Origin of the sequence: Leisingera sp. McT4-56 (genome assembly GCF_020514995.1) — a bacterium.
GTDB classification, from domain to species: Bacteria; Pseudomonadota; Alphaproteobacteria; order Rhodobacterales; family Rhodobacteraceae; genus Leisingera; species Leisingera aquaemixtae_A.
The window spans coordinates 66151-89098 of record NZ_JAJALF010000020.1; the positions used below are offsets into that span (position 1 = coordinate 66151).

At 64.1% G+C, this 22948-nt stretch carries 22 protein-coding genes and 1 tRNA gene; 12 read left to right on the forward strand and 11 right to left on the reverse strand.

Annotated elements, in window-relative coordinates; translation table 11 throughout:
• Positions 1 to 66: 66 nt before the first annotated feature.
• A complete protein-coding gene (locus LHL23_RS18570) occupies positions 67 to 360 on the forward strand; it encodes an HNH endonuclease (RefSeq protein ID WP_226431038.1) in 294 nt (97 codons plus the stop codon).
• On the opposite strand, the gene LHL23_RS18575 is transcribed toward LHL23_RS18570, so the two are convergent.
• Genes LHL23_RS18575 through LHL23_RS18585 form a run of 3 tightly spaced genes read right to left on the reverse strand, consistent with a single transcriptional unit; the run spans position 357 to position 2397 of the window.
• Positions 357 to 1043, reverse strand: a complete 687-nt coding sequence (locus LHL23_RS18575; protein WP_226431039.1) for a VOC family protein — start codon at positions 1041 to 1043, stop codon at positions 357 to 359. The two genes, LHL23_RS18570 and LHL23_RS18575, sit on opposite strands and share 4 nt — an antisense overlap.
• Positions 1040 to 1651, reverse strand: a complete 612-nt coding sequence (locus tag LHL23_RS18580) for an enoyl-CoA hydratase/isomerase family protein (RefSeq protein ID WP_226431040.1) — start codon at positions 1649 to 1651, stop codon at positions 1040 to 1042. Before LHL23_RS18580 ends, LHL23_RS18575 begins: the two co-directional genes overlap by 4 nt.
• A complete protein-coding gene (locus tag LHL23_RS18585) occupies positions 1648 to 2397 on the reverse strand; it encodes an SDR family oxidoreductase (protein WP_226431041.1) in 750 nt (249 codons plus the stop codon). The genes LHL23_RS18580 and LHL23_RS18585 overlap by 4 nt, the downstream gene beginning before the upstream one ends.
• 135 nt (positions 2398 to 2532) lie before the next feature.
• Between LHL23_RS18585 and LHL23_RS18590 the strand changes: the two genes are divergently transcribed.
• From LHL23_RS18590 to lpxK, 5 genes are all read left to right on the forward strand, one after another.
• Positions 2533 to 4056 carry a DUF2125 domain-containing protein gene (locus LHL23_RS18590; protein WP_222476589.1) on the forward strand — a complete coding sequence of 508 codons (1524 nt, stop codon included), beginning with the start codon at positions 2533 to 2535 and terminating at the stop codon, positions 4054 to 4056.
• A gap of 122 nt (positions 4057 to 4178) precedes the next feature.
• The gene (locus tag LHL23_RS18595) at positions 4179 to 5525 is read left to right on the forward strand and encodes a TldD/PmbA family protein (protein ID WP_226431042.1); all 1347 of its coding nucleotides are present in this window, start codon (positions 4179 to 4181) and stop codon (positions 5523 to 5525) included.
• Positions 5512 to 6315, forward strand: a complete 804-nt coding sequence (locus LHL23_RS18600) for a 3'(2'),5'-bisphosphate nucleotidase CysQ (RefSeq protein WP_226431043.1) — start codon at positions 5512 to 5514, stop codon at positions 6313 to 6315. Before LHL23_RS18595 ends, LHL23_RS18600 begins: the two co-directional genes overlap by 14 nt.
• Before the next feature lie 113 nt (positions 6316 to 6428).
• A complete protein-coding gene (locus LHL23_RS18605; protein ID WP_222476597.1) occupies positions 6429 to 7622 on the forward strand; it encodes a 3-deoxy-D-manno-octulosonic acid transferase in 1194 nt (397 codons plus the stop codon).
• The gene (gene lpxK, locus LHL23_RS18610; RefSeq protein ID WP_226431044.1) at positions 7609 to 8610 is read left to right on the forward strand and encodes a tetraacyldisaccharide 4'-kinase; all 1002 of its coding nucleotides are present in this window, start codon (positions 7609 to 7611) and stop codon (positions 8608 to 8610) included. Before LHL23_RS18605 ends, lpxK begins: the two co-directional genes overlap by 14 nt.
• 96 nt (positions 8611 to 8706) lie before the next feature.
• On the opposite strand, the gene LHL23_RS18615 is transcribed toward lpxK, so the two are convergent.
• Together LHL23_RS18615 and LHL23_RS18620 are read right to left on the reverse strand one after the other, a co-directional pair.
• Positions 8707 to 9378, reverse strand: a complete 672-nt coding sequence (locus LHL23_RS18615; protein WP_226431045.1) for a DsbA family protein — start codon at positions 9376 to 9378, stop codon at positions 8707 to 8709.
• Positions 9375 to 9902 (reverse strand): DUF721 domain-containing protein, encoded by a 528-nt coding sequence (locus LHL23_RS18620; RefSeq protein ID WP_226431046.1) that lies wholly within the window; start codon positions 9900 to 9902, stop codon positions 9375 to 9377. The genes LHL23_RS18615 and LHL23_RS18620 overlap by 4 nt, the downstream gene beginning before the upstream one ends.
• Positions 9903 to 9986: 84 nt before the next feature.
• Here LHL23_RS18620 and mutY point away from each other — a divergent pair, with 84 nt between their 5' ends.
• Positions 9987 to 11051, forward strand: a complete 1065-nt coding sequence (mutY, locus tag LHL23_RS18625) for an A/G-specific adenine glycosylase (RefSeq protein WP_226431047.1) — start codon at positions 9987 to 9989, stop codon at positions 11049 to 11051.
• Between the two features lie 84 nt (positions 11052 to 11135).
• Positions 11136 to 12269: an alkane 1-monooxygenase gene (locus LHL23_RS18630; RefSeq protein ID WP_226431048.1), complete on the forward strand. Its 1134-nt coding sequence runs from the start codon at positions 11136 to 11138 to the stop codon at positions 12267 to 12269.
• Positions 12270 to 12272: 3 nt separating this feature from the next.
• Here LHL23_RS18630 and LHL23_RS18635 read toward each other — a convergent pair whose 3' ends face one another.
• The 4 genes from LHL23_RS18635 to LHL23_RS23605 form a co-directional block, all read right to left on the reverse strand.
• A complete protein-coding gene (locus LHL23_RS18635; RefSeq protein WP_226431049.1) occupies positions 12273 to 13661 on the reverse strand; it encodes an adenylate/guanylate cyclase domain-containing protein in 1389 nt (462 codons plus the stop codon).
• A gap of 192 nt (positions 13662 to 13853) precedes the next feature.
• Positions 13854 to 14957: a site-specific DNA-methyltransferase gene (locus tag LHL23_RS18640; protein ID WP_019297600.1), complete on the reverse strand. Its 1104-nt coding sequence runs from the start codon at positions 14955 to 14957 to the stop codon at positions 13854 to 13856.
• A 107-nt stretch (positions 14958 to 15064) separates the two neighbouring features.
• Positions 15065 to 15682 (reverse strand): ribonuclease HII, encoded by a 618-nt coding sequence (locus LHL23_RS18645; RefSeq protein ID WP_226431050.1) that lies wholly within the window; start codon positions 15680 to 15682, stop codon positions 15065 to 15067.
• Positions 15683 to 15775: 93 nt separating this feature from the next.
• Complete coding sequence (locus LHL23_RS23605) at positions 15776 to 16294, reverse strand: hypothetical protein (RefSeq protein ID WP_226431051.1); 519 nt, start codon at positions 16292 to 16294, stop codon at positions 15776 to 15778.
• A 168-nt stretch (positions 16295 to 16462) separates the two neighbouring features.
• Here LHL23_RS23605 and LHL23_RS18655 point away from each other — a divergent pair, with 168 nt between their 5' ends.
• The 3 genes from LHL23_RS18655 to LHL23_RS18665 all read left to right on the forward strand — a co-directional run bounded on the left by LHL23_RS18655 (position 16463) and on the right by LHL23_RS18665 (position 19144).
• A complete protein-coding gene (locus LHL23_RS18655; protein ID WP_222476610.1) occupies positions 16463 to 16756 on the forward strand; it encodes a hypothetical protein in 294 nt (97 codons plus the stop codon).
• Complete coding sequence (locus tag LHL23_RS18660; protein WP_226431052.1) at positions 16728 to 17429, forward strand: winged helix-turn-helix domain-containing protein; 702 nt, start codon at positions 16728 to 16730, stop codon at positions 17427 to 17429. Before LHL23_RS18655 ends, LHL23_RS18660 begins: the two co-directional genes overlap by 29 nt.
• 140 nt (positions 17430 to 17569) lie before the next feature.
• Complete coding sequence (locus LHL23_RS18665; RefSeq protein WP_226431053.1) at positions 17570 to 19144, forward strand: DUF427 domain-containing protein; 1575 nt, start codon at positions 17570 to 17572, stop codon at positions 19142 to 19144.
• A 241-nt stretch (positions 19145 to 19385) separates the two neighbouring features.
• On the opposite strand, the gene LHL23_RS18670 is transcribed toward LHL23_RS18665, so the two are convergent.
• Positions 19386 to 20420 (reverse strand): ACP S-malonyltransferase, encoded by a 1035-nt coding sequence (locus LHL23_RS18670; RefSeq protein WP_226431054.1) that lies wholly within the window; start codon positions 20418 to 20420, stop codon positions 19386 to 19388.
• Positions 20417 to 22606, reverse strand: a complete 2190-nt coding sequence (locus tag LHL23_RS18675) for a dehydrogenase E1 component subunit alpha/beta (protein ID WP_226431055.1) — start codon at positions 22604 to 22606, stop codon at positions 20417 to 20419. The genes LHL23_RS18670 and LHL23_RS18675 overlap by 4 nt, the downstream gene beginning before the upstream one ends.
• 254 nt (positions 22607 to 22860) lie before the next feature.
• Between LHL23_RS18675 and LHL23_RS18680 the strand changes: the two genes are divergently transcribed.
• Positions 22861 to 22947, forward strand: a tRNA-Leu gene (locus LHL23_RS18680).
• Position 22948 lies beyond the last annotated feature (1 nt).

The window sequence follows — 22948 nt, forward strand, 5'->3', positions numbered from 1 at the left end:
CATCCCCTTGCCAGCCCTTGCCGCCGGCGTGTCTAGTGCCCGCACGAAACCAGCCGAGGCCTGTGCATGTCTGATCCGAACTGCCCGCTGTGCGGACGCCCTATCCCAAAGGGTGCGCCGCAAAGCCTGCACCATCTGATCCCAAAACTGAAAGGAGGCAAGGGCGGACCAACCGTTCTGCTGCATGACATCTGCCACCGCGAGATTCACGCCACACTGACAGAGGCGGAACTGGCCCGCGACTTCAACACACCGGAAGCGCTGCAAGCCCATCCGCGGCTGGCGAAATTCATCGCCTGGGTTCAGAAACGCCCGCCGGAATTCCGTTCCCGCGTTCCTGGCAAGCGGCGCAAGCGCTAACTGAATTCAAGCCCCATGAAGGCCGGGCTGTCGCGCAGCTGCGCCCCGGGAATGTGCTGGAACTCCAGTGTTGTGTAGGGCCGCCGCCACAGCCATTCCCGGTTCGCCAGCGACTGCAAATCCGGATCCGGCGGTGTTTCCGTTGTAAAGCCAAGAAAATGCAGGTCGAACCCGAACTCCGCCACATCCTGAACTGACAAGAGCTTCATGTCTGCACGCAGGGCAAGCTCGGCCGCGATGTCCCCGGTCCGCAACGTGATCTGCCCGACATGCGCGCCGCCGCCCAGCAGCAGTGCAGGATCGCCGGCACCGTCCGGCCGGTTGCCAAGAAAATCATGCTGCAAAAGCTCTATGGCAAAGCCTTCGGGATCGTGCAGATGCGCCATATAGCCGATATCGCGGAACTGGTGCGGCGCCGAAACCTCCACGCCCTTCTGCCGCAAATGCTCACAGGCGATGTCCAGATCGGGCAGGCAAATGCCGATCTTCCAATAACGTTCATCGCGTGAATGCGGCGCCCGGCTGCCGCCGGGCAGCAGGATCAGGTCCGCATCCCCGCCGGCATAACCGGCGCGCCAGGCTTCACCCTCAGCCCGTGCCTCCATGCCGAGCACATCCGCGTAAAACCCCGCCAGCATCTTTGGGTCTTCGACCTGCAGCCGAAGGCCTGAAAGCCGCTTCACCGGCACATCCTCAGGATGCCGGCGGCAATTCCCGGTTTGGCCTCCAGCGCATGCGCCAGCAAGTCCTCCGCCGTTTCCAGCAAGGCCTCAGGCTCCACAACCCGGTCCACGAGGCCGTAGTCGTATGCCTCCTGCGCGGTGATCTTCTGCCCGGCCGCCAGGATCATCTTGGTGCGGGCAGGCCCGATCAGTGCAGCCATCCGGCCCGCGTCCGAAGGCTGCGGCAAATAGCCAAGCTTCATCACCGGGTAGAAGAATTTGGCCGATGGCACCGCGATGCGGATATCGCAAGCCAGCACCATGCCATTGGCGCCGCCCGCCAAGGTGCCGTTCAGCGCGGCCACCTTGAGGCAGGGAACAGCGGCCATTGCCGCCGACAACCGCTCCCACACCGGCGAGGTCGCCAGGCCTGCCCGCGCCTCATCCAGGTCGGCACCGGCGCTGAACACCTTGCCGGTTCCGGTCAGGATCAGCCCGCGGGCCTCCTGCGCGCGTTCGGCAATCTCCGCCAGCTCTGTGAGCATTGCTTCTGTCAGCGAATTCGCCTTGTCCGGCCGGTTGATGGTGACGGTCCACAGACCGTTTTCCGCGATTTCCAGTCCGATCATACCAGGCCCACCCGTTTGCGGATGCTGTCCTCGCGCAGGGAAACCTCCTGGCCCACATAATCATCTGCGTCGCCAGTGCACATCCACATCAGCGTCCGGGCCGGCCATTCGGCCGGAATATGGTCTTCCCAGTCCAGCTCGCTCACCGGGTTGATGCCGCTGGCCTTGATCTCGCGCTGCATCTGGGTCGCAACCGTCCCTGGCGACAGGCCCATGGCGCGGATGCCGTTGCCGCGTTCTTCCAGGTCGAGCGCAGAAGTCAGCATCGCCGCGCCTGCCTTCGACGAACAATAAGCACTCCACCCTTCCAGCGGCCGGTGCGCCGCGCCGGAGCTGACGGTAATGATGGTGCCGCCCCCCGATGGCTTCATCAGCGGCAGCGCAGCCCGCATGCCGTTGAAAACGCCTTTCAGGTTGATGTCGATCAGCTTGCCCCAGCCGTCCGGCGATGCATCCTCCAGCCGGGCAATCGGTTCGATCACCCCGGCATTGTTGATCAGGACGTCCAGGCTGCCGAATTGCCGGTGCGCCTTGGCCAGCGCCGCCTCCACCGAAGCATAGTCAGCCACATCACAGGCAAAGGTCAGCACGTTTCCGCCGATCTCCTCTGCCAGCGCCTGCAGGGCATCGCCGCTCCTTGCCAGCAAGGCCAGATTGGCCCCGGCGGCAGCAAAGAGGCGGGCCGCATCCGCACCAATCCCGCGGCTGGCGCCTGTAATTGCAATTGTTTTTCCGTTGAAATCCATCCGCCGTCCCTCCAAGTGACTGATAACCCATGTGGTAAAGCCCTTAGGGGGAACGGTCCAGCCCAAGGCCCCCTTGACGGCGCTGCCTGCCGGGCCGACGATGATTTCAATTATCTCACAGAGAAAGGTTCTCTAATGTCCGTAATTTTTGCGCGCGGCGGTGCCGCAGCAGCAATTTTGGTTGTTTCCGCGCAGGGCGCCCTGGCCGATCTGAGCGCGCAGGAAGTCTGGGCCGACTGGAAGGCGTACCTGACCGGCACCGGCTACACGGTATCCGGCACCGAAACTGTTTCGGGCAGCACTCTCACGGTATCCGACGTGTCGATGGTCATGCCAATCCCCGAAGAAGACGGATCCGGCACCCTGAGCTTTCCGGAAGTCCAGTTTGTCGAAAACGGCGATGGCACCGTCAACGTGCTGCTGCCTGCAGAATTCCCGATGACATTTGATTTCTCCGGCGACGGCGAAACCTTTTCCGGCAAGCTGATCTATTCCCACGATGGCACCCCGATGAAGGTGGCCGGCGACGCCGAGAACATGAGCTATGACTACAGCTCCTCCAAGGTTGCTCTGACGCTTGAGGAGCTGACCGCGGACGGCGAGGCCGTGCCCGCGGATGTCGCGAAAGCCCAGCTCGTCATGAGCGACGTCGCCACCAGGAGCAACATGAAGGTGGCCGGCGCTCGCAGCTATGAGCAGACGCTGACTGCCTCCAGCCTCAGCTATGACATGGGTTTCAACGACCCCGAAGGCGAGGGCAAGGGCTCCTTCAAGGGGGCGCTGCAGGGCCTGGCCTTCACCGGCACCGGCACCGTTCCCGAAGGCACGCCGGGCACCGACATGGCAGCGCTTCTGGAGGCCGGATTCGGTTTTGACGGCACCTTTACCTTCGAAGGCGGCAACGGCTCCGTTTCCGGCGTGGACGGTAGCGAAACCTTTGCGATGGAAAGCAACTCCCAGGGCGGCTCCTTTACCGTGTCGATGGACAAGGAGCACCTGACCTATGACGTTTCGCAAATCGGAACCAATGTGAACATCACGGGATCAGAGATCCCGTTCCCGCTGGCGCTCAGCATGGCGGAAACCGGTTTCAAGCTGATGATGCCGCTTTCGAAATCCGAGGAAGAGCAGGATTTCGCCCTGGGCGTCACCCTGCGCGAGTTTGCTGTGCCGGAAATGCTGTGGGGCATGATCGACCCGACCGGCCAGCTGCCGCATGACCCGGCCACCGTCATTCTGGACCTGGCTGGCAAAGGCAAGGTGCTGTTTGACCTGTTTGACCCCGAAGCCATGGAAGCCGTGGAAAAGGGCGAAGAACAGCCGGGTGAGCTGAATGCGCTGACCGTGAAGCAGCTGCAGGTCTCCGCAGCAGGCGCCGAGCTGACCGGCACCGGCGATTTCACCTTCAACAACGAAGACCTGACCAGCTTTGACGGCATGCCGGCACCCGCAGGCGAAGCCAACTTCAAGCTGACCGGCGCCAACACCCTGATCGACAAGCTGATCGGCATGGGCCTGATGTCCGACAGCGACGCCATGGGCGCGCGGATGATGATGGGCATGCTGGCGGTCCCGGGCGAAGGCGAGGACACGCTGACCTCGAAGATCGAAGTCACCGAGGACGGCCAGGTGCTCGCCAACGGCCAGCGCATCAAGTAACCGTCGAATTCCTGACAAGACCTGCAAAGGGGCTGCCCGGCGCGGCCCCTTTTTTGCGGCCCGCACTTGCGGCACGCGGTCTCTCTGGATAGCTCTTTTAAAGAGCAGAACAGAAGGTGCCCATGACCCAGTCTCCCGAAGCGCTTTGCCACGCCCTGATTGACGCCGCCCGCAAGGCCGGCGCGGATGCCGCCGACGCCATGGCAGCCGAGGGCAGCTCTCTCAGCATTGAAGTGCGCGAGGGCAAGCTGGAACATGCAGAGCGCTCGGAAGGCACCGACCTCGGCCTGCGGGTGTTTGTCGGCAAGCGCCAGGCGCTGGTCTCCTCCTCCGACATGCGGCCCGAAACCATCGCAGCGATGGCCGAACGCGCCGTTGCCATGGCAAAGGAAGCACCGGAAGACCCCTATGCCGGCCTCGCCGATCCGTCTCAGCTGGCCCGGAACTGGGATCTGGCCGCGCTGGAGCTGGAAGACCCGAGCAGCGAACCGGAGCCGGCAGCCCTGCAAGCGGATGCCCTGGCGGCCGAAGCCGCCTGCCAGGAGATTGAGGGCATTACCCAGGTGCAATCCGCAGCGGCGGGCTATGGCCGCCATGCTGTGCATCTGGCCGCGACCAACGGTTTCTCCGGCGGTTACCAGCGCACGGGCCGGTCCCTTTCCTGCACCGGGATCGCCGGCACGGGCACCGGAATGGAGCGTGACCACGACGGCGATTCCCGCACCTTCCAGGCCGACCTGCGCGGTGCAGAGGAAATTGGCCGCACCGCAGGTGAGAGGGCCGTGGCCCGGCTGGGCGCCCGCAAGCCCAAGACCGGCAGTTTCCCGGTCCTGTTCGACGAGCGGATTTCCTCTTCGCTGATCGGCCACCTGATGTCGGCAGCCAACGGCGCCGCAATCGCCCGCGGCTCCTCCTGGCTGAAGGATTCGCTGGGCCAGCAGGTGCTGCCCGAAACCCTCTCTGTCGTTGAGGACCCGCACCGCCCGCGCATTTCCGGCTCCCGCCCGTTTGACGGCGAGGGGCTTGCGACCCGAAGACGCACCGTGGTGGACAAGGGCGTGCTGACCGGCTGGACGCTGGACCTCGCCTCTGCCCGCAAGCTGGGGCTGGAAAGCACCGGCAACGCCGCCCGCGGCATCGGCGGGGTGCCCTCCCCCTCGACCTGGAACATCGCGCTGACCCAGGGTGATGCCAGCCGCGAGGACCTGATCGCACAGATGGGCACCGGCCTCCTGGTCACTTCGATGATCGGCTCCACCATCAATCCGAACACCGGCGATTATTCCCGCGGCGCCTCGGGTTTCTGGGTGGAAAACGGCGAGATCGCCTATCCGGTCAATGAATGCACCATCGCCGGCAACCTCCACAGCATGCTGCGCGGGATCATTCCGGCCAATGACGCGCGCACGCATCTTTCCAGCGTGGTGCCCTCGCTGCTGGTCGAAGGAATGACCCTTGCCGGCAACTGACCTTTCCCTGCTTGTAAAAGCGGCGGAACAGGCCGGAGACATCGCGTGCCGCTACACTGGACCCGCCGCCAGGCGCTGGGACAAGCCCGGCGGCGCAGGCCCGGTGACAGAAGCTGATCTGGCCGTCAACGCCATGCTTGAGGACATGCTGCAGCAAGCGCGGCCCGGCTACGGCTGGCTGTCGGAGGAGACCGAGGACAGTGCCGCCCGCCTGGCCCGCGACCGGGTGTTCATCATCGACCCGATCGACGGCACCCGCAGCTTTGCCGAAGGCTCCCGCACCTGGGCGCATTCCATCGCGGTTGCGGAACAGGGAGAGGTGACAGCTGCGGTGGTCTATTTGCCCCAGCGGGAGCTTATGTACACCGCGGCCAAGGGGCTGGGTGCGGCCTGCAACGGCAATCCGATCAAGGTATCCTCCGCAACTGAGCTTGCCAGCACTGAAATCCTGGCAGCCAAGCCCAATTTGCAGGCGCACCACTGGCTCGGCGGCGCCCCGCCTGCGTTCATCCGCAGCTACAGGCCCTCGCTGGCCTACCGGCTGGCCAAGGTGGCCGATGGACGGTTCGGCGCCATGCTGACCCTGCGTCCCAGCTGGGAGTGGGACATCGCCGCGGGCGACCTGCTGCTGCGCGAGGCAGGCGGCGCGATCAGCGACCGTTCCGGTAGCCCCTTGCGTTTCAACAACCCGCACCCGCGCCTGAACGGGGTGATCGCCGGCTGCCGCGCCCTGCATCAGGCGCTGCTGGCGGCACTCGATCCATCCAGCCCCGGCATCGCTGGACTTTGAACCGGGCAGGCCTTAAGCGGTCTCAGCAGTCCAGCCATCGCCAGAAGCAAATTTTTCACAGACAAACCCGCATGTTGCAGATACCTTGGGCCGGAAAAATAAAATCGAACCAGATGCAACTGCGAACCACAGCTTCCAGGCGCTCCGCCGGCCTGCAGCCCCGCCCCAAGGGGGAGCTGCTGTGGGTGCACGCGACAACGCCCGAACGCTATCTGGCGCTCTGTGATGTCGGCCGGCGGCTCAAGACTCTGCGCCCGGATCTGCTGGTGCTTGCCAGCTGGGAGCCTGAGTTGCATCTGACGGGAACCGTTGGCTGCGATATTCCGGTTGGCCCGCTGGCGGAGGACACGATGGCAGAGGCGCGGGATTTCCTGGCCCACTGGCAGCCTGACGCCTGCATCTGGACCGGCACGCCCGCACGGCGGGTGATGCTGCGGCAATTGCGCGAGCGCGGCACTGGCATCCTGCTGGCGGACCTGCTGGACAGCGAAATGCCGCACCGCACCAGCCGCTGGCTGCCAGATCAGCGGCGGCGGCTGCTGGAGGGGCTGACCTGCATCCTGACCCCCTCCAAGGCGGTGCAAGACCGGCTGATCCGGGCAGGCGTGCCGGCAGAGCGGGTGGAACTGGCCGGCAAGCTGCGGGTGTCCGCCATTCCGCCGGGCTGCAACGATGACGAGCTGGCCGCCATGCAGGAAACCTTGGGCAGCCGCCCGGTCTGGCTGGCAGCACATGTCAAACTGGCGGAGCTTGCCCGGGTGCTGGAAGCCCACCGGACCGCCTTGCGGCTGCTGCACCGGCTGCTGCTGGTGATCGCGCTGGACGACACCGCCGACCTGGCCGCCGCCCGCCGCCTGCTGCAGGACAGCGGGCTGTCCTTTGCCGACTGGGAGGACGGCGGCGAACCGGAAGACTTCAACCAGGTGCTGCTGACCGGCGGCGAGGACCTGGGACTCTGGTACCGCCTGTCTCCGGTTGCCCTGATCGCCAGCAGCCTCGATCCCGCGGCACAGGGCCAGTCCCCCTTGGATGCCGCGTCCTTGGGCTCTGCCCTCTTGCACGGGCCAGGCATCCACGCGCACCGTGACCTCTATGACCGGCTGGCCAAATCCGGCGCCGCTCTGCAGGTTCAGACCCCGGCTGAAATGGCGGATGCCGTCGTCGCGGTTTCCGCACCGGACAAGGCTGCCGAAATGGCGCTGGCCGGCTGGCAGAGCGTGACCGAAAGCGCAGCCACAACCGACATGCTGATGGACAAGGTCCAGACCCTGCTGGACCAGCACGAGGATACCAATGCGGGCACCTGATTTCTGGCACAAGCCGCCGGAGCAATTTGATCTGCGGTCAACCTTGCTGGCACCGCTGGGATGGGCCTATGCGCGTGCCACGGCATCCCGGCTGGCCAAGGGCAGCCCGCAAGCAGCCGGGGTGCCGGTGATCTGCGTCGGCAACCTGAACGCCGGCGGCACCGGCAAGACCCCCACGGTGATCTGGCTGCTGGAGACCCTGCGCAGCCTCGGCCACGAGCCGCATGTGGTCACCCGCGGCTACGGCGGCACGCTGGAGGGGCCGGTGCAGGTGTTCCCCGGCCGCCACAAGGCCGCGCAGACCGGGGACGAGCCGCTGCTGCTGGCCGCCTTTGGAGAGGTCTGGGTTGCCAAGGACCGCGCCGCGGGCGCCCGCGCTGCAGCTGACGCCGGGGCGACGGTCATCGTGCTGGACGACGGCTTTCAGAATCCATCAGTGGCCAAGAACCTGTCGCTGGTAGTAGTGGATGCGCAGCACGGGTTCGGCAATGGGCGTTGCCTGCCGGCCGGCCCGTTGCGCGAACCGGTTGCCACCGGGCTGAAACGCGCCGGCGCGGTGCTGTCGCTGGGGCCGGAGCCTGCCCAAAAGGCATTCGCGGACGCTTGGGGCAGCCATCTGCAGGGGCTGCCGCATTTCACCGGCGCGCTGGAACCGTTGCAGACCGGGATGCCCTGGAACGGCACCCGCGTGCTGGCTTTTGCCGGCATCGGCCACCCGCAGAAGTTCTTCAGCACCCTGCGCAGCCTTGGCGCCGAAATAGCCCGGGCCGAGGCGCTGGACGACCACCAGCCGCTGACCCCGGCGCTGATGAACCGGCTGGAAAGCGAGTCCAAGCTGCTGAACGCGCAGCTGGTCACAACTGAAAAAGACGCCGTCCGCCTGCCGGACAGCTTCCGCTCCAAGGTGATCACCCTGCCGGTGCGATTGCAGATCGACGGTGCCGACGGCCTGAAGGCCCTGCTGCAAAAGGCGGCGCCAGCACCCTGAGCGCTGCCCGGTTGCAATCCATGCGGCGGCGCGTGCCGCCCAAAAGAAAAAGCCCGGGCAGCCGCCCGGGCTTTTCATCCTTGCGGCCAGCTGCGCTCAGCCTTCCAGCTCTGCGTCGATCAGCTTCTTGAAGTCTTCGTAGGACTGGTTCGAGATTTTCTCACCATTCAGGATGAAGGACGGCGTCGACTCGATTCCGTGCTCAGTCGCGTTTTCCTGATACCAGGCCACCAGGGTCTGCGCCTTTTCGCCATCCTGCAGACAGGCTTCCAGCTGATCGTTTTCAATCCCTGCCAGGCGGCCGATCTTGCGCAGCTCGTCGATGATTTCCGACGCGCCGCCGGCCCGCGCCCATTCCGACTGCCCCTTGTAGATCAGATCGGAAATGCCGAAAAACTTCTCCGGCCCGCTGCAGCGCGCGATCATCGAGGCCCACAGCCCGTAACGGTCGAAATAGACCTCCCGGTAGGTGAACTTCACCTTTCCGGTGTCGATGTAGTCCGCCTTCAGCTGCTTGAAGGTGTTGTTGTGGAAGTTCGCGCAGTGCGGGCAGGTGTAAGAGGCGTATTCGATCAGCGTGACCGGCGCGTCCTCCGCCCCCAGGGTCATCTCGGTGATGGTCGAGGTGTCCACTTCGGCTTCTTGCGCGATTGCCGCGCCGACCAGCGGATTTGACGGCAGATTGCTCTGGCTGCCCAAACCCGACAGGGCATAACCGCCCGCAACCACCGCAACCGCGGCCAAGACACCAGACATCAAACGGGTCATTTGAACCCCTTTCCTTGCGTTTTCTGTTTTGTCAGTACATTGCGCCCCAGGCGTTCCAGGGCGGCGCGCAAATCGTCATTTTCCACCCCGGCGGCTGCCTTGCTGGCCTCAGCCGCATCCCGCGGGTCCGGCTGCAGCGGCGCTTGCACCTTGGGGGCATATTTGAACTCCACGCGGCCGTCGGAAAAACCCGTCGGTGCCGTTTGTGTGATCCGCACCTTGGAGATGGCGTTGAAGCCATAGACCGCGTTCACCCGCTCGCGCAGGCGTTCCTTTTGCATTTCCAGCATCGGCGCGTTGGCCCCGGTGGTCAGAACCGTCAGCGTGGCGCCAAAGGAGCCCCGCCCGTAGCCGATGTTCACGGGACGGGCCATGGCAGCGATATCCGGCCCGGCGATCTCCTCCCAATGGGTGAGCAGCCGGGACACCGCGAATCCGCGGCTTTCGCCCGCTTTGCGGATCTGCTCGCTGAGGAGCTTGGAGGTCCGGGAGAACCCGCGTGTGGTGCTGCGCCTGAATGCCATGATCTAGGTTTTGCTCGACTGCCCGCCCTATTGTAAAGAGCGGTAATGCAGGCGCCAGCCAAACCGCAAGCCGGGGAATAACGAATGCGTGACTTGAATAGCGATTTTGCTGCGATGGGCGAAGACCTGCTTGCGTGGTATGACGTTCATGCCCGCGAGATGCCCTGGCGTGTCGGTCCGGCAGACCGTGCCGCAGGTGTCCGCCCGGATCCTTACAGGGTCTGGCTTAGCGAGGTGATGCTGCAGCAGACAACCGTGGCCGCCGTCCGCGAGTACTTCCTCCGCTTCACCGGCCGCTGGCCATCGGTTCTGGATCTTGCTGCCGCGGAAGACGCAGATGTGATGAGCGAATGGGCCGGCCTCGGTTATTACGCCCGCGCCCGCAACCTGCTGAAATGCGCCCGCACGGTGGCGCAGGATCATGGCGGCAGCTTCCCGGACAGCTACGAGGGCCTGCTCAAGCTGCCCGGCATCGGCCCCTATACCGCCGCGGCCATCGCCTCGATCGCCTTTGACCGCCCCGAGACCGTGCTAGATGGCAATGTGGAGCGCGTGATGGCGCGGCTGCATGACATTCACGACCCGCTGCCCGGTGCAAAGCCCGTACTGAAAACCCGTGCGGAAGCGCTGACCCCGGATCAGCGGCCCGGTGATTACGCGCAGGCGGTGATGGATCTTGGCGCCACCATCTGCACCCCCCGCAACCCTGCCTGCGGTATCTGCCCCTGGCGCGAACCTTGCGCGGCACGGGCTGCAGGAACCGCCGCCGAGCTGCCCAGGAAGACGCCAAAGAAACCCAAACCCACCCGGCACGGCATTGTCTATCTGGCGCAATCGGCCGATGGTATCTGGCTGCTGGAACGGCGGCCGGACAAGGGGCTGCTGGGCGGAATGCTCGGATGGCCCGGCTCGGAGTGGAACGGCGCCCCTGTCCCTGCCCCGCCCTTTGAGGCTGACTGGCAGGCGTTGCCAGGCGAAGTGCGGCACACTTTCACCCATTTCCACCTGATCCTGCAGGTGATGACCGCAGAGCTCCCCCGCGGGTTCAACCGGAATGCGGACCAAGAGCTGGTCCCGCAGCAAGAGTTCCGCCCCTCCAGTCTGCCCACGGTGATGCGCAAAGCCTTCAGCCTGTACAAAGACCGCTAGGTTACCTTGCGCCCCTATTGGGTTTTCAGGAGCCAAGGCATAGGGTTCGCTCAAACGCGCGCTGACTGATTTGGGAGACCCGGCATGATTGCCTCCGAAACCCTTGCCCGCTGGCAAAGCGCCCTGCCGTTCTGGATGTCTTTTCTGCTTTTGCCGCTGGTCTGGGTCGCTGCGCTGCAGGGCGGCTGGGCGCTGCTGCTGCCGCCGCTGGTCACCTGGCACCTGTTTGCGGTGCTGGACGGGATGTTCGGCCTCAACCTGGAAAACGCCGACCCGGAGACACCGGACAGCGACCTGAAATGGTACAAGGCGCTGACCGCGGCCTGGGTGCCGCTGCAGTTCCTCACGCTGTTCGGACTGATCTGGTACGTCAGCGGTGCGGAACATCTGAACGCGTTTGAGAAATTCGCAGCCTTCTTCGGTGTTGGTGTTGTGACCGGCGCCGTCGGCATCAACTACAGCCACGAGCTGATGCACCAGTCCAGCCGGGTCGAGCGCTGGCTGGGCGACATTCTGCTGGCAATGGTGCTTTATTCGCATTTCCGGTCAGAGCACCTGCTGGTGCACCACCGCTATGTCGGAACGCCCCGCGATCCGGTCACGGCGCGCTACAACGAGGGTTTCCACCGCTTCTATCCGCGGGTACTGCGGCAATGCTGGCACTCCGCCTTCCGTGCCGAAAAAGAGAAGCTTGCCAAGAAGGACCGCCCCTGGACCGACCGCTCCAACCCGTTCTTCCGCTACTGGGCGCTGCAGGCGGCGATGCTTCTGCTGGCCTTGCTGCTCGGCGGGCTGACCGGCGTCCTTCTGTTCCTGGTTCAGGCCGGCACCGCGATCTGGCAGCTGGAAGTGGTCAACTACGTCGAACACTACGGGCTGACCCGCAAACACCTGGGCGAGGGCAAATACGAGCCGGTCCAGCCGCGCCATTCCTGGAATGCGGCTCACAAGGCATCGAACTGGCTGCTGATCAACCTGCAGCGCCATTCGGACCACCACTACAAGCCGAACCGGCGCTTCCCCCTGTTGCAGAACTATACAGAGGCCGACGCCCCGCAGCTGCCCTACGGCTATCCGGTGATGACCATTGCCGCGATGATCCCGCCCCTGTGGCGGCGGGTGATGAACCCGCGGGTGCGGCGCTGGCGGCAAAGGTACTACCCGGAAATCACCGACTGGCACGCCTATAACAAGGCGCAGAACCCGATGCCGCGCTAAGGATTACGCCCAAGCCAAAACCGTCATCGGCAGATCCAGCCCGCGCACCTCCTGATCCGGATGGCGGGCTGCGCCGTCCAGCAGGTCCAGCCCAGCCAGCTCAGCCTTGACCTGCGCGGCCACCGTTTCGCTGACAACAATACTGGCCTGCAGCCTGCGCGTCAGGTTCTCCAGCCGCGCAGCAATGTTCACCGTCATGCCCAAAACCGCGTATTCCAGCCGGTTGGCACCGATATCGCCCAGCAGCGCCTCGCCATAATGAATGCCGATCCCGGCGCGAATCTCGGGCTTGCCCTGTTTCGCACGCTCCCGGTTCCATCTCGCCAGCGAGGTCCGCATCGCGTGAGCGCAGGCCAGCGCGTTGGTAGCATCCTGTGTCCCGGCGACCGGCGTGCCAAATGTCGCCATCAGCCCGTCCCCCAGATACTTGTCCAGCGTGCCGTGGTGGCGGAACACCTCCCGCTCCATCCGGCCATGGAATTCGCGCAAGAGATCAATCACGGCCCGCGGATCCATGCCTGCTGACAGCCGGGTAAAGCCGATGATGTCGATGAACAGAACCGCCACATTCTCGCTGCGCACCTGTTTCAGCGGCTCATCGTTCTGCGACAGCTGCTCCACCACATTGGGCGAGAAGTAGCGCGACAGGTTGGCCCGCTCCCGGGTCAGGCTCGCGTTGCTCATCAGCAAACCGTTGAAACGGCGCACCGAGAAACCCAGCGTCACAGCAACCAGGACAAAGACGACCGCTTCCTGCACCCGCATCCGGACCACAAAATTGTTCGGGTCAAAAAACTCTGCCAGCAATAAGTCCGGGCCAAAAGCAGCCTCGACAGCTTCGGTCAGGCCCGGAAACGGGGGTGCGAACCACCAGGCCAGCGCCAAGGCGCTTAGCCACATCGCCGCCGTCCAGGTGCCGATTGCAATCACCGTACGCCAAGAATAGGCCATGGTGCCAGCCGCCAGAATGACAAAGAAATACTGAAAATTGTCAAACCTGTACTGCATCGCCACCGGCATCTCATGACTGGCGAACGGATTCGGCACCACCATTCCCACCGTCATGATCAACAGGTCCAGGAAAATCAGAAACAGCTCCATTCGCGACCGTCCGACTTTGCCCGCGCGGCTGATGAACCAGCCGTTCAGGCACAAAAGCGCCAGGATCCCATGATAATAGAGCATCTCCCAAGCCGGGTTCAGGAACACAAGCAACACGCCGATGAATGGCATCGCGATCCAACGGGCCCGCACCGCCAGCTGCAGCCCGCGCCGCTTGTGCGCATCCAGTGCGGCCTCCGCAAACCTTCCCTCGGCCGCAGAAACCTGCTGGCTGCCTGTTTCTGCTGCACTGGCAGCACCGGTTCCGGTTGCAAGCGCCGTATCGGTCATTGGCTCTCCCTCTTCCCGCTGGCTGCAGCAGCATACCCATTTCAGATAGTGGCCCTGCGTCAATCTGGGAATAGCGCATCAGCCCGCACAAAAGCAAAAAACCCCGCCTGATCCAGGCGGGGCAAGGTGTGCGCCTGCACAAGATGCACAGGCGCCTGCAATAGACTGTTGTGGTCTGAAAAGCCTTGGGCCTCAGTTCTGCATTTCTGCCCGGATCTGCTGGCGCAGCACGTCGATCGGCACCGTCTTGCCGTCTCGCTTGAAACACCAGTAGGTCCAGCCGTTGCACGAAGGCGCATTTTCCAGATGCGCGCCCACCTGATGGATCGAACCCTTGATGTTGTCGCCGATCAGGGTGCCATCCGCGCGCACCTTGGCCTTGTGGCGGCGGTTCATCGAGTACAACTCCTCGCCCGGGCGCAGCATGCCGCGCTCGACAAGCTGGCCGAAGGGCACCCGCGGCGCCGCGCGCTTGCTGGCGGAAACCTCCAGCGCCTCGCGGTCGAACTTGCGCACTGCCTTGATCCGCTTCTCCGCCACCTTGCGGTAGGCTTCCTCGCGCTCGATGCCGATGAACTCGCGGCCCAGCATCTTGGCCACCGCGCCGGTGGTGCCGGTGCCAAAGAACGGATCCAGCACCACGTCGCCCGGGTTGGTCGCACCCACCAGGATCCGGTGCAGCAGCGATTCCGGCTTCTGTGTCGGATGCGCCTTGTCGCCGTTTTCGTCCTTCAGGCGCTCATGGCCGGTGCAGATCGGCAGCACCCAGTCGCTGCGCATCTGGATGCCCTCGTTCAGTGCCTTCAGCGCTTCGTAGTTGAAGGTGTACTTCGCGCCCTCGGACTTGGACGCCCAGATCATCGTCTCATGCGCGTTGGTGAACCGCTTGCCGCGGAAGTTCGGCATCGGATTCGACTTGCGCCAGATGACGTCGTTCAGCACCCAGTAGCCTTCGTCCTGCAGCACGGCGCCGACGCGGAAGATGTTGTGGTAGGAGCCGATCACCCAGATCGAGCCGTTCGGCTTCAGCACCCGGCGCGCCGCCTTCAGCCACTCGCGGGTGAACTGGTCATAGGCCGCAAAGCTGGAAAACTGGTCCCAGTGATCATCCACGGCGTCGACCTTGGAGTTGTCGGGGCGGTGCAGCTGGCCTTTCAGCTGCAGGTTATACGGCGGATCCGCGAAGATCAGATCGACCGAATTGGCCGGCAGACTGTTCATCGCTTCGACGCAGTCCCCGCCAATAATCGTGTTTAAAGGGAGCGCTGCCGCGCCCTTTGTCATGGTTTTATTCATTGCTCTGCCTCATAACCGCGGCGCATTTTTGCGCTCATTAGGTTGTCCACAGGATGAGTCATCGCGGATTCGAGGTCAATTTGTTTATTATAACAACGCCCTACGGTTCACTCTTGATACAAGATATTGTGTACCGGCTTGAACGAGCGCCGATGATGTGGGGTCACCCCCAACTGAACTAGCGCGTCGCGGTGCTGTTTCGAGGGATAGCCTGCGTTTTTCTCCCAGCCATAACCCGGGAACTGTTGCGCCAAATCCACCATGATCCTGTCACGCGCCAGTTTTGCCAAAATCGAGGCCGCCGCGATCGACACCGATTTGGCATCGCCCTTGACCACCGCCTCAGCCGGCAACGCCAGCCCCTTGGGGATCAGATTGCCATCAATCAGCAAGTAGTCCGGAGCCGGATCCAGCGCCGCTACCGCGCGCTCCATCGCCAGGTGCGACGCTCGCAAAATGTTCAGGGAATCAATCTCTTCGACCGTGGCATGAGCGACCGACACCTGCGCCGTGGATAGGATTTCCCCCTCCAGCGCCTCGCGCCTTTTCGGGCTCAGTTTCTTGGAATCATTCAGGCCTTCCGGGAGCGCGGCAGCATCCAAAACGACGGCGGCAGCCGTGACCGGCCCGGCCAGCGGACCGCGGCCGACCTCGTCGACACCGGCAATCCTCAGGAACCCTTTCGCAAGGGCGGCGGCTTCAAGACTGTAATCAGGCTGTGTCATGCCAGCCAGAAAACCAATTCAGGCAGCCGATGCAACCCGCGTAAAAAAAGGGGGCCGAGGCCCCCAGTCTGCTGCTGCCCGATTGTTGTCTGCTCAGCGCCGCACCAGCCGGTAACCGTGGCTGTTCAGGCAGCCGGGCTTGTAGCCGGTGCGATGGCGCTTGCCGTTCCAGAAAGTGACCTTGCAGGACTTCGGCAATGCATGGGTGTAGCCATAGCTGCGCTCCAGGCAGCCCTTGCCGACCAGCGCATGGCTGCGGCTGTACGCCGGGAAATACCTCAGGCACTGGGACGGCAGGTCATAGCGGCGCACCCGGGGCGGCAGCGGCCTGACGTAGCCGTCGTGGCGATCGCTGCCGTAGTACTTGTGGCCGCCGTGCGAATGATTATGCGCCGGCGGTGTGTACTTGCGGCTCACATGCCGGTCGTCGTCATCCCTGGAATGCTTGATGGCAGCACCGATGATTCCCAGCAGCGCCAGGCCTCCAAGCACTTTGGCGAAATCCTCGTCTGCGCGCGCGGGCGCCGCGGAAAAGCCGGTAACGGCAATGGCGGCTGCAACAATCAAGGCAATGAATTTACGGTGCGGCTGAGGGCGGTGAATACGGGTCATATCGGGACCTTTCTTTTGAATATGCAAAACGCAATGACAGCGCTTGATGCACACAGCCTGGCCCCGGCCCTTTCAGACAGGCAATATCGGCGGCTTGTTATCGGATATCAGCTGCCCCAACCTCCTGCGGTTATTGAATTTCAGGCAGTGCAGCCGCAGGATGGCCGCATGAAACAGCACCTCCTGATCCCCGCCCTTACGGCTGCCCTTCTGGCGCTTTCCGCGCCGGCGCAGGCGGCTGACTGCTATGCCGACTACAAGGCCAAGCAGGACAATCCGCTGCGCCTGCACTATGGCGTGATCCAGCTGTCCGGCGCCTGCAAGAAAAAAGCGGCCCGCAGCGAAATCGAAGCCCGTATCGCCCCTGCCGGCTGGAAGCTTCTGAACGTCCTTTCCGTTTTCGGCCCCGAAGGCCTGCAGCAAAGGAAGGCCGATGCCGGATCCTACTATCTCCGTTTCTGACGCCCGGGCCGCCGGCAGCCGGGTGATCGCGCTTGGCATCGCCGCCATCATTGCGATGCTGGCCGTGGCGGGCACCGTGCTCCTGCTGACGCTGCCGGATGCCAACGCTTTCAACACCCGGGTCGAGCGGCTGTTTATCGAAAACGACCTCACCACCCAGGCTGAAATCAAGCTGCTGGAAATCCTGGCCCAGTCCGGCACTGCCTTTGCCGACACGCTGACAAGCTACCGGATGGTGATCTTTGTGCTGCTGGTCTTTGCCACCGCGATGCTGGTGGCGGCGCTGGCGGTGCTGGGCATGCTGGTGATGCTGAACCGCCGCATGGCACAGATCGAGCGCTCCGGCATCCAGGTGAACGAACTGCTGATCAGCCGCGATGAGAACACCGTCTACCTCAACAACATGGGGTTCAAGCTGACACCCGCGGCAATGGAAACCCTCTCGGTCCTGGCCGAGGCCCGGCTGGACGGCGACGTGCTGTCCGGCGCCGAAATCGAGGCAGTGATTTCCGGCCGCACCTCCGCCGATTGCGAGGAAGCTGCCGGCGCCACCCGGATCAAGCGCCTTCGCGACACCTTGGGCAACCAGATGGTCAGCGAACTGCTGGTCAAGAACATCGCCAAACGCGGCTATGTGCTGGCGATCAGCAAGGATGTGATCCGCATGGTCTGACCCTTCCGCTCCGTTCTCCTCAATATCATGTGTCCGGCTCTGGATTTTTCCGGCACAGTCCCCAGATAGTTCAGAACCGGCCTGCGCCGGCCGGTCCTGTTTCCGCCGCCTGAACGGCACATAGGACAAGGATCTCTGGGATGGACACACAGGTGCAGACCCGCAACCGGGGCTACGGCATTGTTGTCGAACCGCTGCAAGGCCCGGTCACTGCCCGGCGCGGCGGCACCGTTCTGGCGCAAAGCACCCGTGCCAGGGTGATGTACGAAACCCGGCTCCCGCCAGCGGTCTACTTCCCGGCTGAAGACGTAACCGCCCCGCTCTCGCAGCATACGGATCTGCAGACCTTCTGCCCGTTCAAAGGCACCGCCAGCTACCGCGACATTCTGTTGCCCGGCGGCACGGTGCAAAACGGCGTCTGGGCCTACGAGGATGCCATGCCGGAGGCCGCCGCCATTTCCGGCCACATCGGTTTCATGCCCGGCGCAGAGGTCGAATTCGATTTCGGCAGCAACACGGTGGAGATGCCGGACTACGGAAATATCTCCGGCCCGGTGATCGACTGGCTCCTGCGCGATGCCTCGATGGCGGCAACCCCGGAAGAGCTGACCGCCGCGCTGGCAGAGAAATTCGTGGAACAGGGCATTTACCTGTCCCGCCTTTCGGTCATGGCCTGGTCGCTGCACCCGCTTATCGCGGGCAAGAACTATATCTGGCAGAAGAAAACCGGCGAGGTCACGACCTACGCCCCGTCGTATGAAATCCACGACCATCCCGCTTACCAGAACAGCCCGCTGCGCCATGTCTCCAACGGGCTGGGCGGGGTGCGGCACCGGCTGGACAGCTGCTGCACCGACGATGCTTTTCCCATTCTCGAGGATCTTCGCAAGGAAGGCGCCACCGACTATGTCGCGATGCCGCTGCGGTTCTCGGACGGGCGGATCAACGTGCTGACGCTGACCAGCGATCACCCAAATGGCTTTTCCACCGCCAACCTGGGCCTGATCTTCGAATGCTCCGGGGTGATCGCGCGCTATTACGAGATTTTCATGCAGCGCGAAAATGCCCAGTCGCTGCTGGAAACCTATGTCGGCAAGCGCACCGGCGCCCGGGTGCTCGGCGGCGAGATCCGCCGCGGCGACGGCGACGAGATTGACGCTGCCATCATGTTCTGCGACCTGCGCGGCTCGACCCGGCTGGAAGAGCAGCTGGGCCGCCGGGACTATATCGCGCTGCTGAACCAGTTCTTCGAGACCGCCTCGACCATCGTGCATGATCACGGCGGCGAGGTGCTAAAATTCATCGGCGACGCTGTATTGGCGGTCTTCCCCGCCGGAAACGATCCAAAGAAGGCTCGGCAGCAGGCCCTGGACAGCGCCCGCGCCATCGTCGCCCGGCTGGAGGAAATTGCCCAGGAAGAAGACGGCCACCGCTGCGAAGCGGCCATCGGCATCGCTTATGGCCGTGTGACCTATGGCAACATCGGCTCGCGGGAGCGGCTGGACTTCACGGTGATCGGCCAGGCCGCCAATATTGCCGCCCGGCTGGGCGACTACGGCAAAACCGCTGACCACGCGATTGTCGTCAGCCGCGACATCCTGGGCGACACCTCGCAGGGCGTCTCGCTCGGCGCTGTCAGCCTGCACAATGTCTCCCAGCCCGTCAGCTGCTTTGCAATTCAGGCAGCCGGGAATTCCCAGGCTGCTGCGGAGTAACCCTGTCCCTGTTCAGCACCGGGTCAAGGGCGGCGCAGCCGCCGCGCTATGCGCGGTTCACCCTTGAGGCGGGGATGAACGCACCACACTGGAACACGGCCTTCAGGGCAAACCTGCCCCTGAAGACCTTCTCAGCAAACCCCTTCGGCACTGCCCGCAGGGCAGTCCCGCGCCCAAGGCTGCCTTGCCTGCGTCTGTGATGCCAGGCAACAGGCGCGGGAGCCCCCCCCGCGCCGCTTGATCAGCCCGCCGCCAAGGAGCGCTGCGCTGCATCGCCCATCGAGACCAGCAGCGGCGCCTCGGCCTGCCGCGCCTTGAAATCCGCCTTGGAGGTCATCCCCTGCCAGCCCGCCTGCACCAGCGATTGCGCCACCGCGCCGCCCAGCGTGGTGCCCGGACCGGTTACGATGAACAGATCCGGCGCAAACTCATGGGCCGCATTCTGCACAGCGAGCGTGAAATCATAGGGCTCCACAACCTGATGACCCAAAGTGTAATCCCACAGGGCCTGCGTATCCGTGGCACCGGGCCACCAGATTTGCCCGCGCCCGTCGATCAACGGCACCTCCGGCTGGGTGAACATCCCTTGCCCCAGACGCTTGCGCCCTTCCGCCGCCACCGGCGCCTGCAGGCTGGTGTGAAACGCCGCGTGGTTGGCCAACCGCATCGGGAAACGCTCCTCGACCACTGGCACCGCGCCCTCAAACGCCGCCAGCCCGGCCTCGTTTCCGGCCAGCACCAGCATCCCGCCCAGATCAATCGACAGTGCCAGGTCATGCCCCTCGCGCGCATTGATCTCTGCAGCCAGCGCCAGCAGCTCTGCCCTGCGCGCGGGGTCGTTCTGCCAGTCCGCCCCAGCAAAGGGATAAACCAGCTGGCCGCCGATCAGCTGCTCCTGCATCAGCGTGCCCATGGTGTTCACCACCTCGAACCCGTCCGCCGCGCTCAGCGCCCCACCTGCTGCCAGCGCGATGTACCAGCCCATCGAGTTGCCGGTGACCGCAACCAACTCGATGTCCTCCGCCAGGGACTGCGCATCCGCCAATGCCGACGCATAGATCAGCGGCGAGGCGATATCCCCGCGCGAATACTTTGACACGGAAAACCGCGTGGCCCCGTCCAGCGCGGTGATCTCTTCCTGCCCGGCGTCCCGGCGCTGCGCATCAAAGCCCGCAAACAGCGCCGCCTTGTCCGCATGGTGGCGGTGCAGATACCCCAGCTCAGCCTTGTTGTAGGTACCCCGGCCCGGGCAGATCAGAACAGCGGTGCGGGTCATTTCTTGCCTCCTGCCAGCTGCAATGCGGCCGCAACGATATTGTCCTTCGATGGCAGCGTCGCGCCATAGGCGGGGCCGGTAGCAATGAAGCAATCGCTGGCTGCAATCCGGGCCGTGGGAAGATCGCTCTGCTCAGCAAACAACGCCATCAGCGCCTCCGACTGGCTGCCGGTGATGCGGCACTCATCGACGATCAGCACATGCTTGCAGGTTTTAACCGCTTCCAGCAGTGCTTCCTCCGGCAAGGGCGCCAGCCAGCGCAAATCCACGATCCGCGCATTCACCCCGTTCGCCGTCAGCTCTGCCTGCGCCTGGGCCGACAGGTAACGCCCATTGCCATAGGTCACGATGGCCAGATCGGTGCCATCCCCATGCACGCCAACCTCGCCAAGGCCGATGCGGCGGTCCGGCGAGGGATAGCTGCGCATCCAGCCACCATCCTTGACCTCATGCAAGTCACGCATCGGATAGAGCGCAATCGGCTCGACAAAGACCACCACCCGCTGCTCCTCGCGCGCCAGCCGCACCGCCTCGCGCATCATCATCGCAGCCTCGGCCCCGTCCGACGGGCAGGCAATCACCAGCCCCGGGATATCGCGCAGCACCGCCAGCGAGTTGTCGTTGTGGAAATGGCCGCCGAACCCCTTCTGGTACCCCAGCCCGGCAATCCGCAGCACCATCGGATTGGAAAACTGCCCGTTGGAGAAAAACGGCAGCGTCGCCGCCTCGCCGCGCAGCTGGTCCTCGGCGTTGTGAAGATAGGCGAGGAACTGGATTTCCGGAACCGGCAGGAACCCGTTGTGCCCCATGCCGATCGCCAGTCCCAGGATCGACTGCTCGTCCAGCAGCGTGTCGACCACCCGGTCCGGCCCGAACCGCTGCTGCAGCTTCTGGCTGACGCCATAGACCCCGCCCTTGCGGCCCACATCCTCGCCCATCATGACGATTTCACCGTGCTCCAGCATCAGGTCGGTCAGCGCCCAGTTGATCAGGCGCGACATCGGCTGCGGCTCCTCTATCGCCCGCATGTCGCTGCCGAATGCCTCGGCGCGCGCCTCGGCACTGGGGCCGTTGGTGGGGGCGCACTCCCGCTTGGGCGGGATCAGGCTGGCCGCGACATCCGTCGCGGTTTTCAGATGCGGCCGCGTCACCGCTTCCGCCCGGATCCGATCCACCCGCGCGCAGGTGTCCTGGTAGATCTTCAGCGCCTCCTCGGGACGCAGCGCCCCCGCCTCCTCCAGCAGCCGCACCGAATGCAGCAGCGGATCGCTGGCCTCATCCGCCTCGACCTCTGCCTTGGCCATATAGGTGGTCGGCACATCCGCCCCGGCATGGCCATACAGACGCACGGTGCGCAGATGCAGGAACGCGGGCTTCTTGCGCGTCCGCACATACTCCGCCGCCTCCTGCGCCACCGCAAAGGCGTTGTAGATATCCAGCCCGTCCGCCTTGAAATACCGGATGCCGGGACGATGGGCCATCGAGGCCTCGATCCACCCTTTCGGCGTCTTGGTCGAAATCCCGATACCGTTGTCCTCGCAGACAAACAGCAAGGGCAGCGGCGTCGACTGCACCGAGGTCCAGCCCGCGGTGTTGATCGCCCCTTGCGCCGTCGAATGGTTGGCGGATGCATCGCCGAAGGAACACATGACGATGGCATCCTCCGGCAGCAGCTGATGCTCCGGCTGGTGCCGCTTGGCGGCACCAATGGAATAAGCAGCGCCCACCGCCTTCGGCAGATGCGAGGCAATGGTCGAGGTCTGCGGCGGGATCATCAGCGCCTTGGACCCCAGCACCTTGTGCCGCCCGCCCGAGGTCGGATCTTCGCTGGAGCAGGCAAAGGACAGCAGCATGTCCCAAGCAATCCGCTGCCCCGGCACCTGATCGGCACGGGCGATCTGAAACGCCGCATCCCGGTAATGCAGAAACGCCATATCAGTGGGGCGCAGGGCGCGGGCCACCGCCGCCATCCCCTCATGCCCGGAGGAGCCGATGGTATAGTACCCCTGCCCCGCTTTCTGCATGTCGCGGCTGGTCAGATCCAGCGCCCGGCTCAGCACTTGCGCGCGGAATGCGGAAACGGCCTCAGCTGCAGCCAGCGGCCCGCCCGGCGCAGCGCCTGCTGGAAGTTTCCCGGCCTGAACCCGGTCCAGGAAGTTCTGATGCACGATCTGGGCGCGGTCCATGCGGCCTCCTTGCGCTGAATGACCGCGCCTTTATCCGCGAATCCGCCGCTTAAAGCCAATGAGTTTGCGTTCTGTCATCATTCCAAAATGGAATGCCAAGCCCGGAAATCAGTCCGGATCGTCACAGGAACCACTGATGGGCCGCGCTTGCAGCAGCAGCCGTCGATCCGGTGAACCCGCGGCCGGCAGCCACGCCTGCCATTTCCGTTTGACGCCCCCGTAAAACCGCCTTATACGCCGGTTTCACGACACCTGCCCAGGTGGCGGAATTGGTAGACGCGCTAGCTTCAGGTGCTAGTGTCCGTATGGACGTGGAGGTTCGAGTCCTCTCCTGGGCACCAT

What these genes read in the sequence shown, in the direction of transcription:
- LHL23_RS18570 (WP_226431038.1), top strand. Translation starts at nt 67, where the DNA reads ATGTCTGATCCGAACTGCCCGCTGTGCGGACGCCCTATCCCAAAGGGT.
- LHL23_RS18580 (WP_226431040.1), bottom strand. Translation starts at nt 1,651, where the DNA reads ATGATCGGACTGGAAATCGCGGAAAACGGTCTGTGGACCGTCACCATC.
- LHL23_RS18585 (WP_226431041.1), bottom strand. Translation starts at nt 2,397, where the DNA reads ATGGATTTCAACGGAAAAACAATTGCAATTACAGGCGCCAGCCGCGGG.
- LHL23_RS18590 (WP_222476589.1), top strand. Translation starts at nt 2,533, where the DNA reads ATGTCCGTAATTTTTGCGCGCGGCGGTGCCGCAGCAGCAATTTTGGTT.
- LHL23_RS18595 (WP_226431042.1), top strand. Translation starts at nt 4,179, where the DNA reads ATGACCCAGTCTCCCGAAGCGCTTTGCCACGCCCTGATTGACGCCGCC.
- LHL23_RS18605 (WP_222476597.1), top strand. Translation starts at nt 6,429, where the DNA reads ATGCAACTGCGAACCACAGCTTCCAGGCGCTCCGCCGGCCTGCAGCCC.
- lpxK (WP_226431044.1), top strand. Translation starts at nt 7,609, where the DNA reads ATGCGGGCACCTGATTTCTGGCACAAGCCGCCGGAGCAATTTGATCTG.
- LHL23_RS18615 (WP_226431045.1), bottom strand. Translation starts at nt 9,378, where the DNA reads ATGACCCGTTTGATGTCTGGTGTCTTGGCCGCGGTTGCGGTGGTTGCG.
- LHL23_RS18620 (WP_226431046.1), bottom strand. Translation starts at nt 9,902, where the DNA reads ATGGCATTCAGGCGCAGCACCACACGCGGGTTCTCCCGGACCTCCAAG.
- mutY (WP_226431047.1), top strand. Translation starts at nt 9,987, where the DNA reads ATGCGTGACTTGAATAGCGATTTTGCTGCGATGGGCGAAGACCTGCTT.
- LHL23_RS18630 (WP_226431048.1), top strand. Translation starts at nt 11,136, where the DNA reads ATGATTGCCTCCGAAACCCTTGCCCGCTGGCAAAGCGCCCTGCCGTTC.
- LHL23_RS18635 (WP_226431049.1), bottom strand. Translation starts at nt 13,661, where the DNA reads ATGACCGATACGGCGCTTGCAACCGGAACCGGTGCTGCCAGTGCAGCA.
- LHL23_RS18640 (WP_019297600.1), bottom strand. Translation starts at nt 14,957, where the DNA reads ATGAATAAAACCATGACAAAGGGCGCGGCAGCGCTCCCTTTAAACACG.
- LHL23_RS18645 (WP_226431050.1), bottom strand. Translation starts at nt 15,682, where the DNA reads ATGACACAGCCTGATTACAGTCTTGAAGCCGCCGCCCTTGCGAAAGGG.
- LHL23_RS23605 (WP_226431051.1), bottom strand. Translation starts at nt 16,294, where the DNA reads ATGACCCGTATTCACCGCCCTCAGCCGCACCGTAAATTCATTGCCTTG.
- LHL23_RS18655 (WP_222476610.1), top strand. Translation starts at nt 16,463, where the DNA reads ATGAAACAGCACCTCCTGATCCCCGCCCTTACGGCTGCCCTTCTGGCG.
- LHL23_RS18660 (WP_226431052.1), top strand. Translation starts at nt 16,728, where the DNA reads ATGCCGGATCCTACTATCTCCGTTTCTGACGCCCGGGCCGCCGGCAGC.
- LHL23_RS18665 (WP_226431053.1), top strand. Translation starts at nt 17,570, where the DNA reads ATGGACACACAGGTGCAGACCCGCAACCGGGGCTACGGCATTGTTGTC.
- LHL23_RS18670 (WP_226431054.1), bottom strand. Translation starts at nt 20,420, where the DNA reads ATGACCCGCACCGCTGTTCTGATCTGCCCGGGCCGGGGTACCTACAAC.
- LHL23_RS18675 (WP_226431055.1), bottom strand. Translation starts at nt 22,606, where the DNA reads ATGGACCGCGCCCAGATCGTGCATCAGAACTTCCTGGACCGGGTTCAG.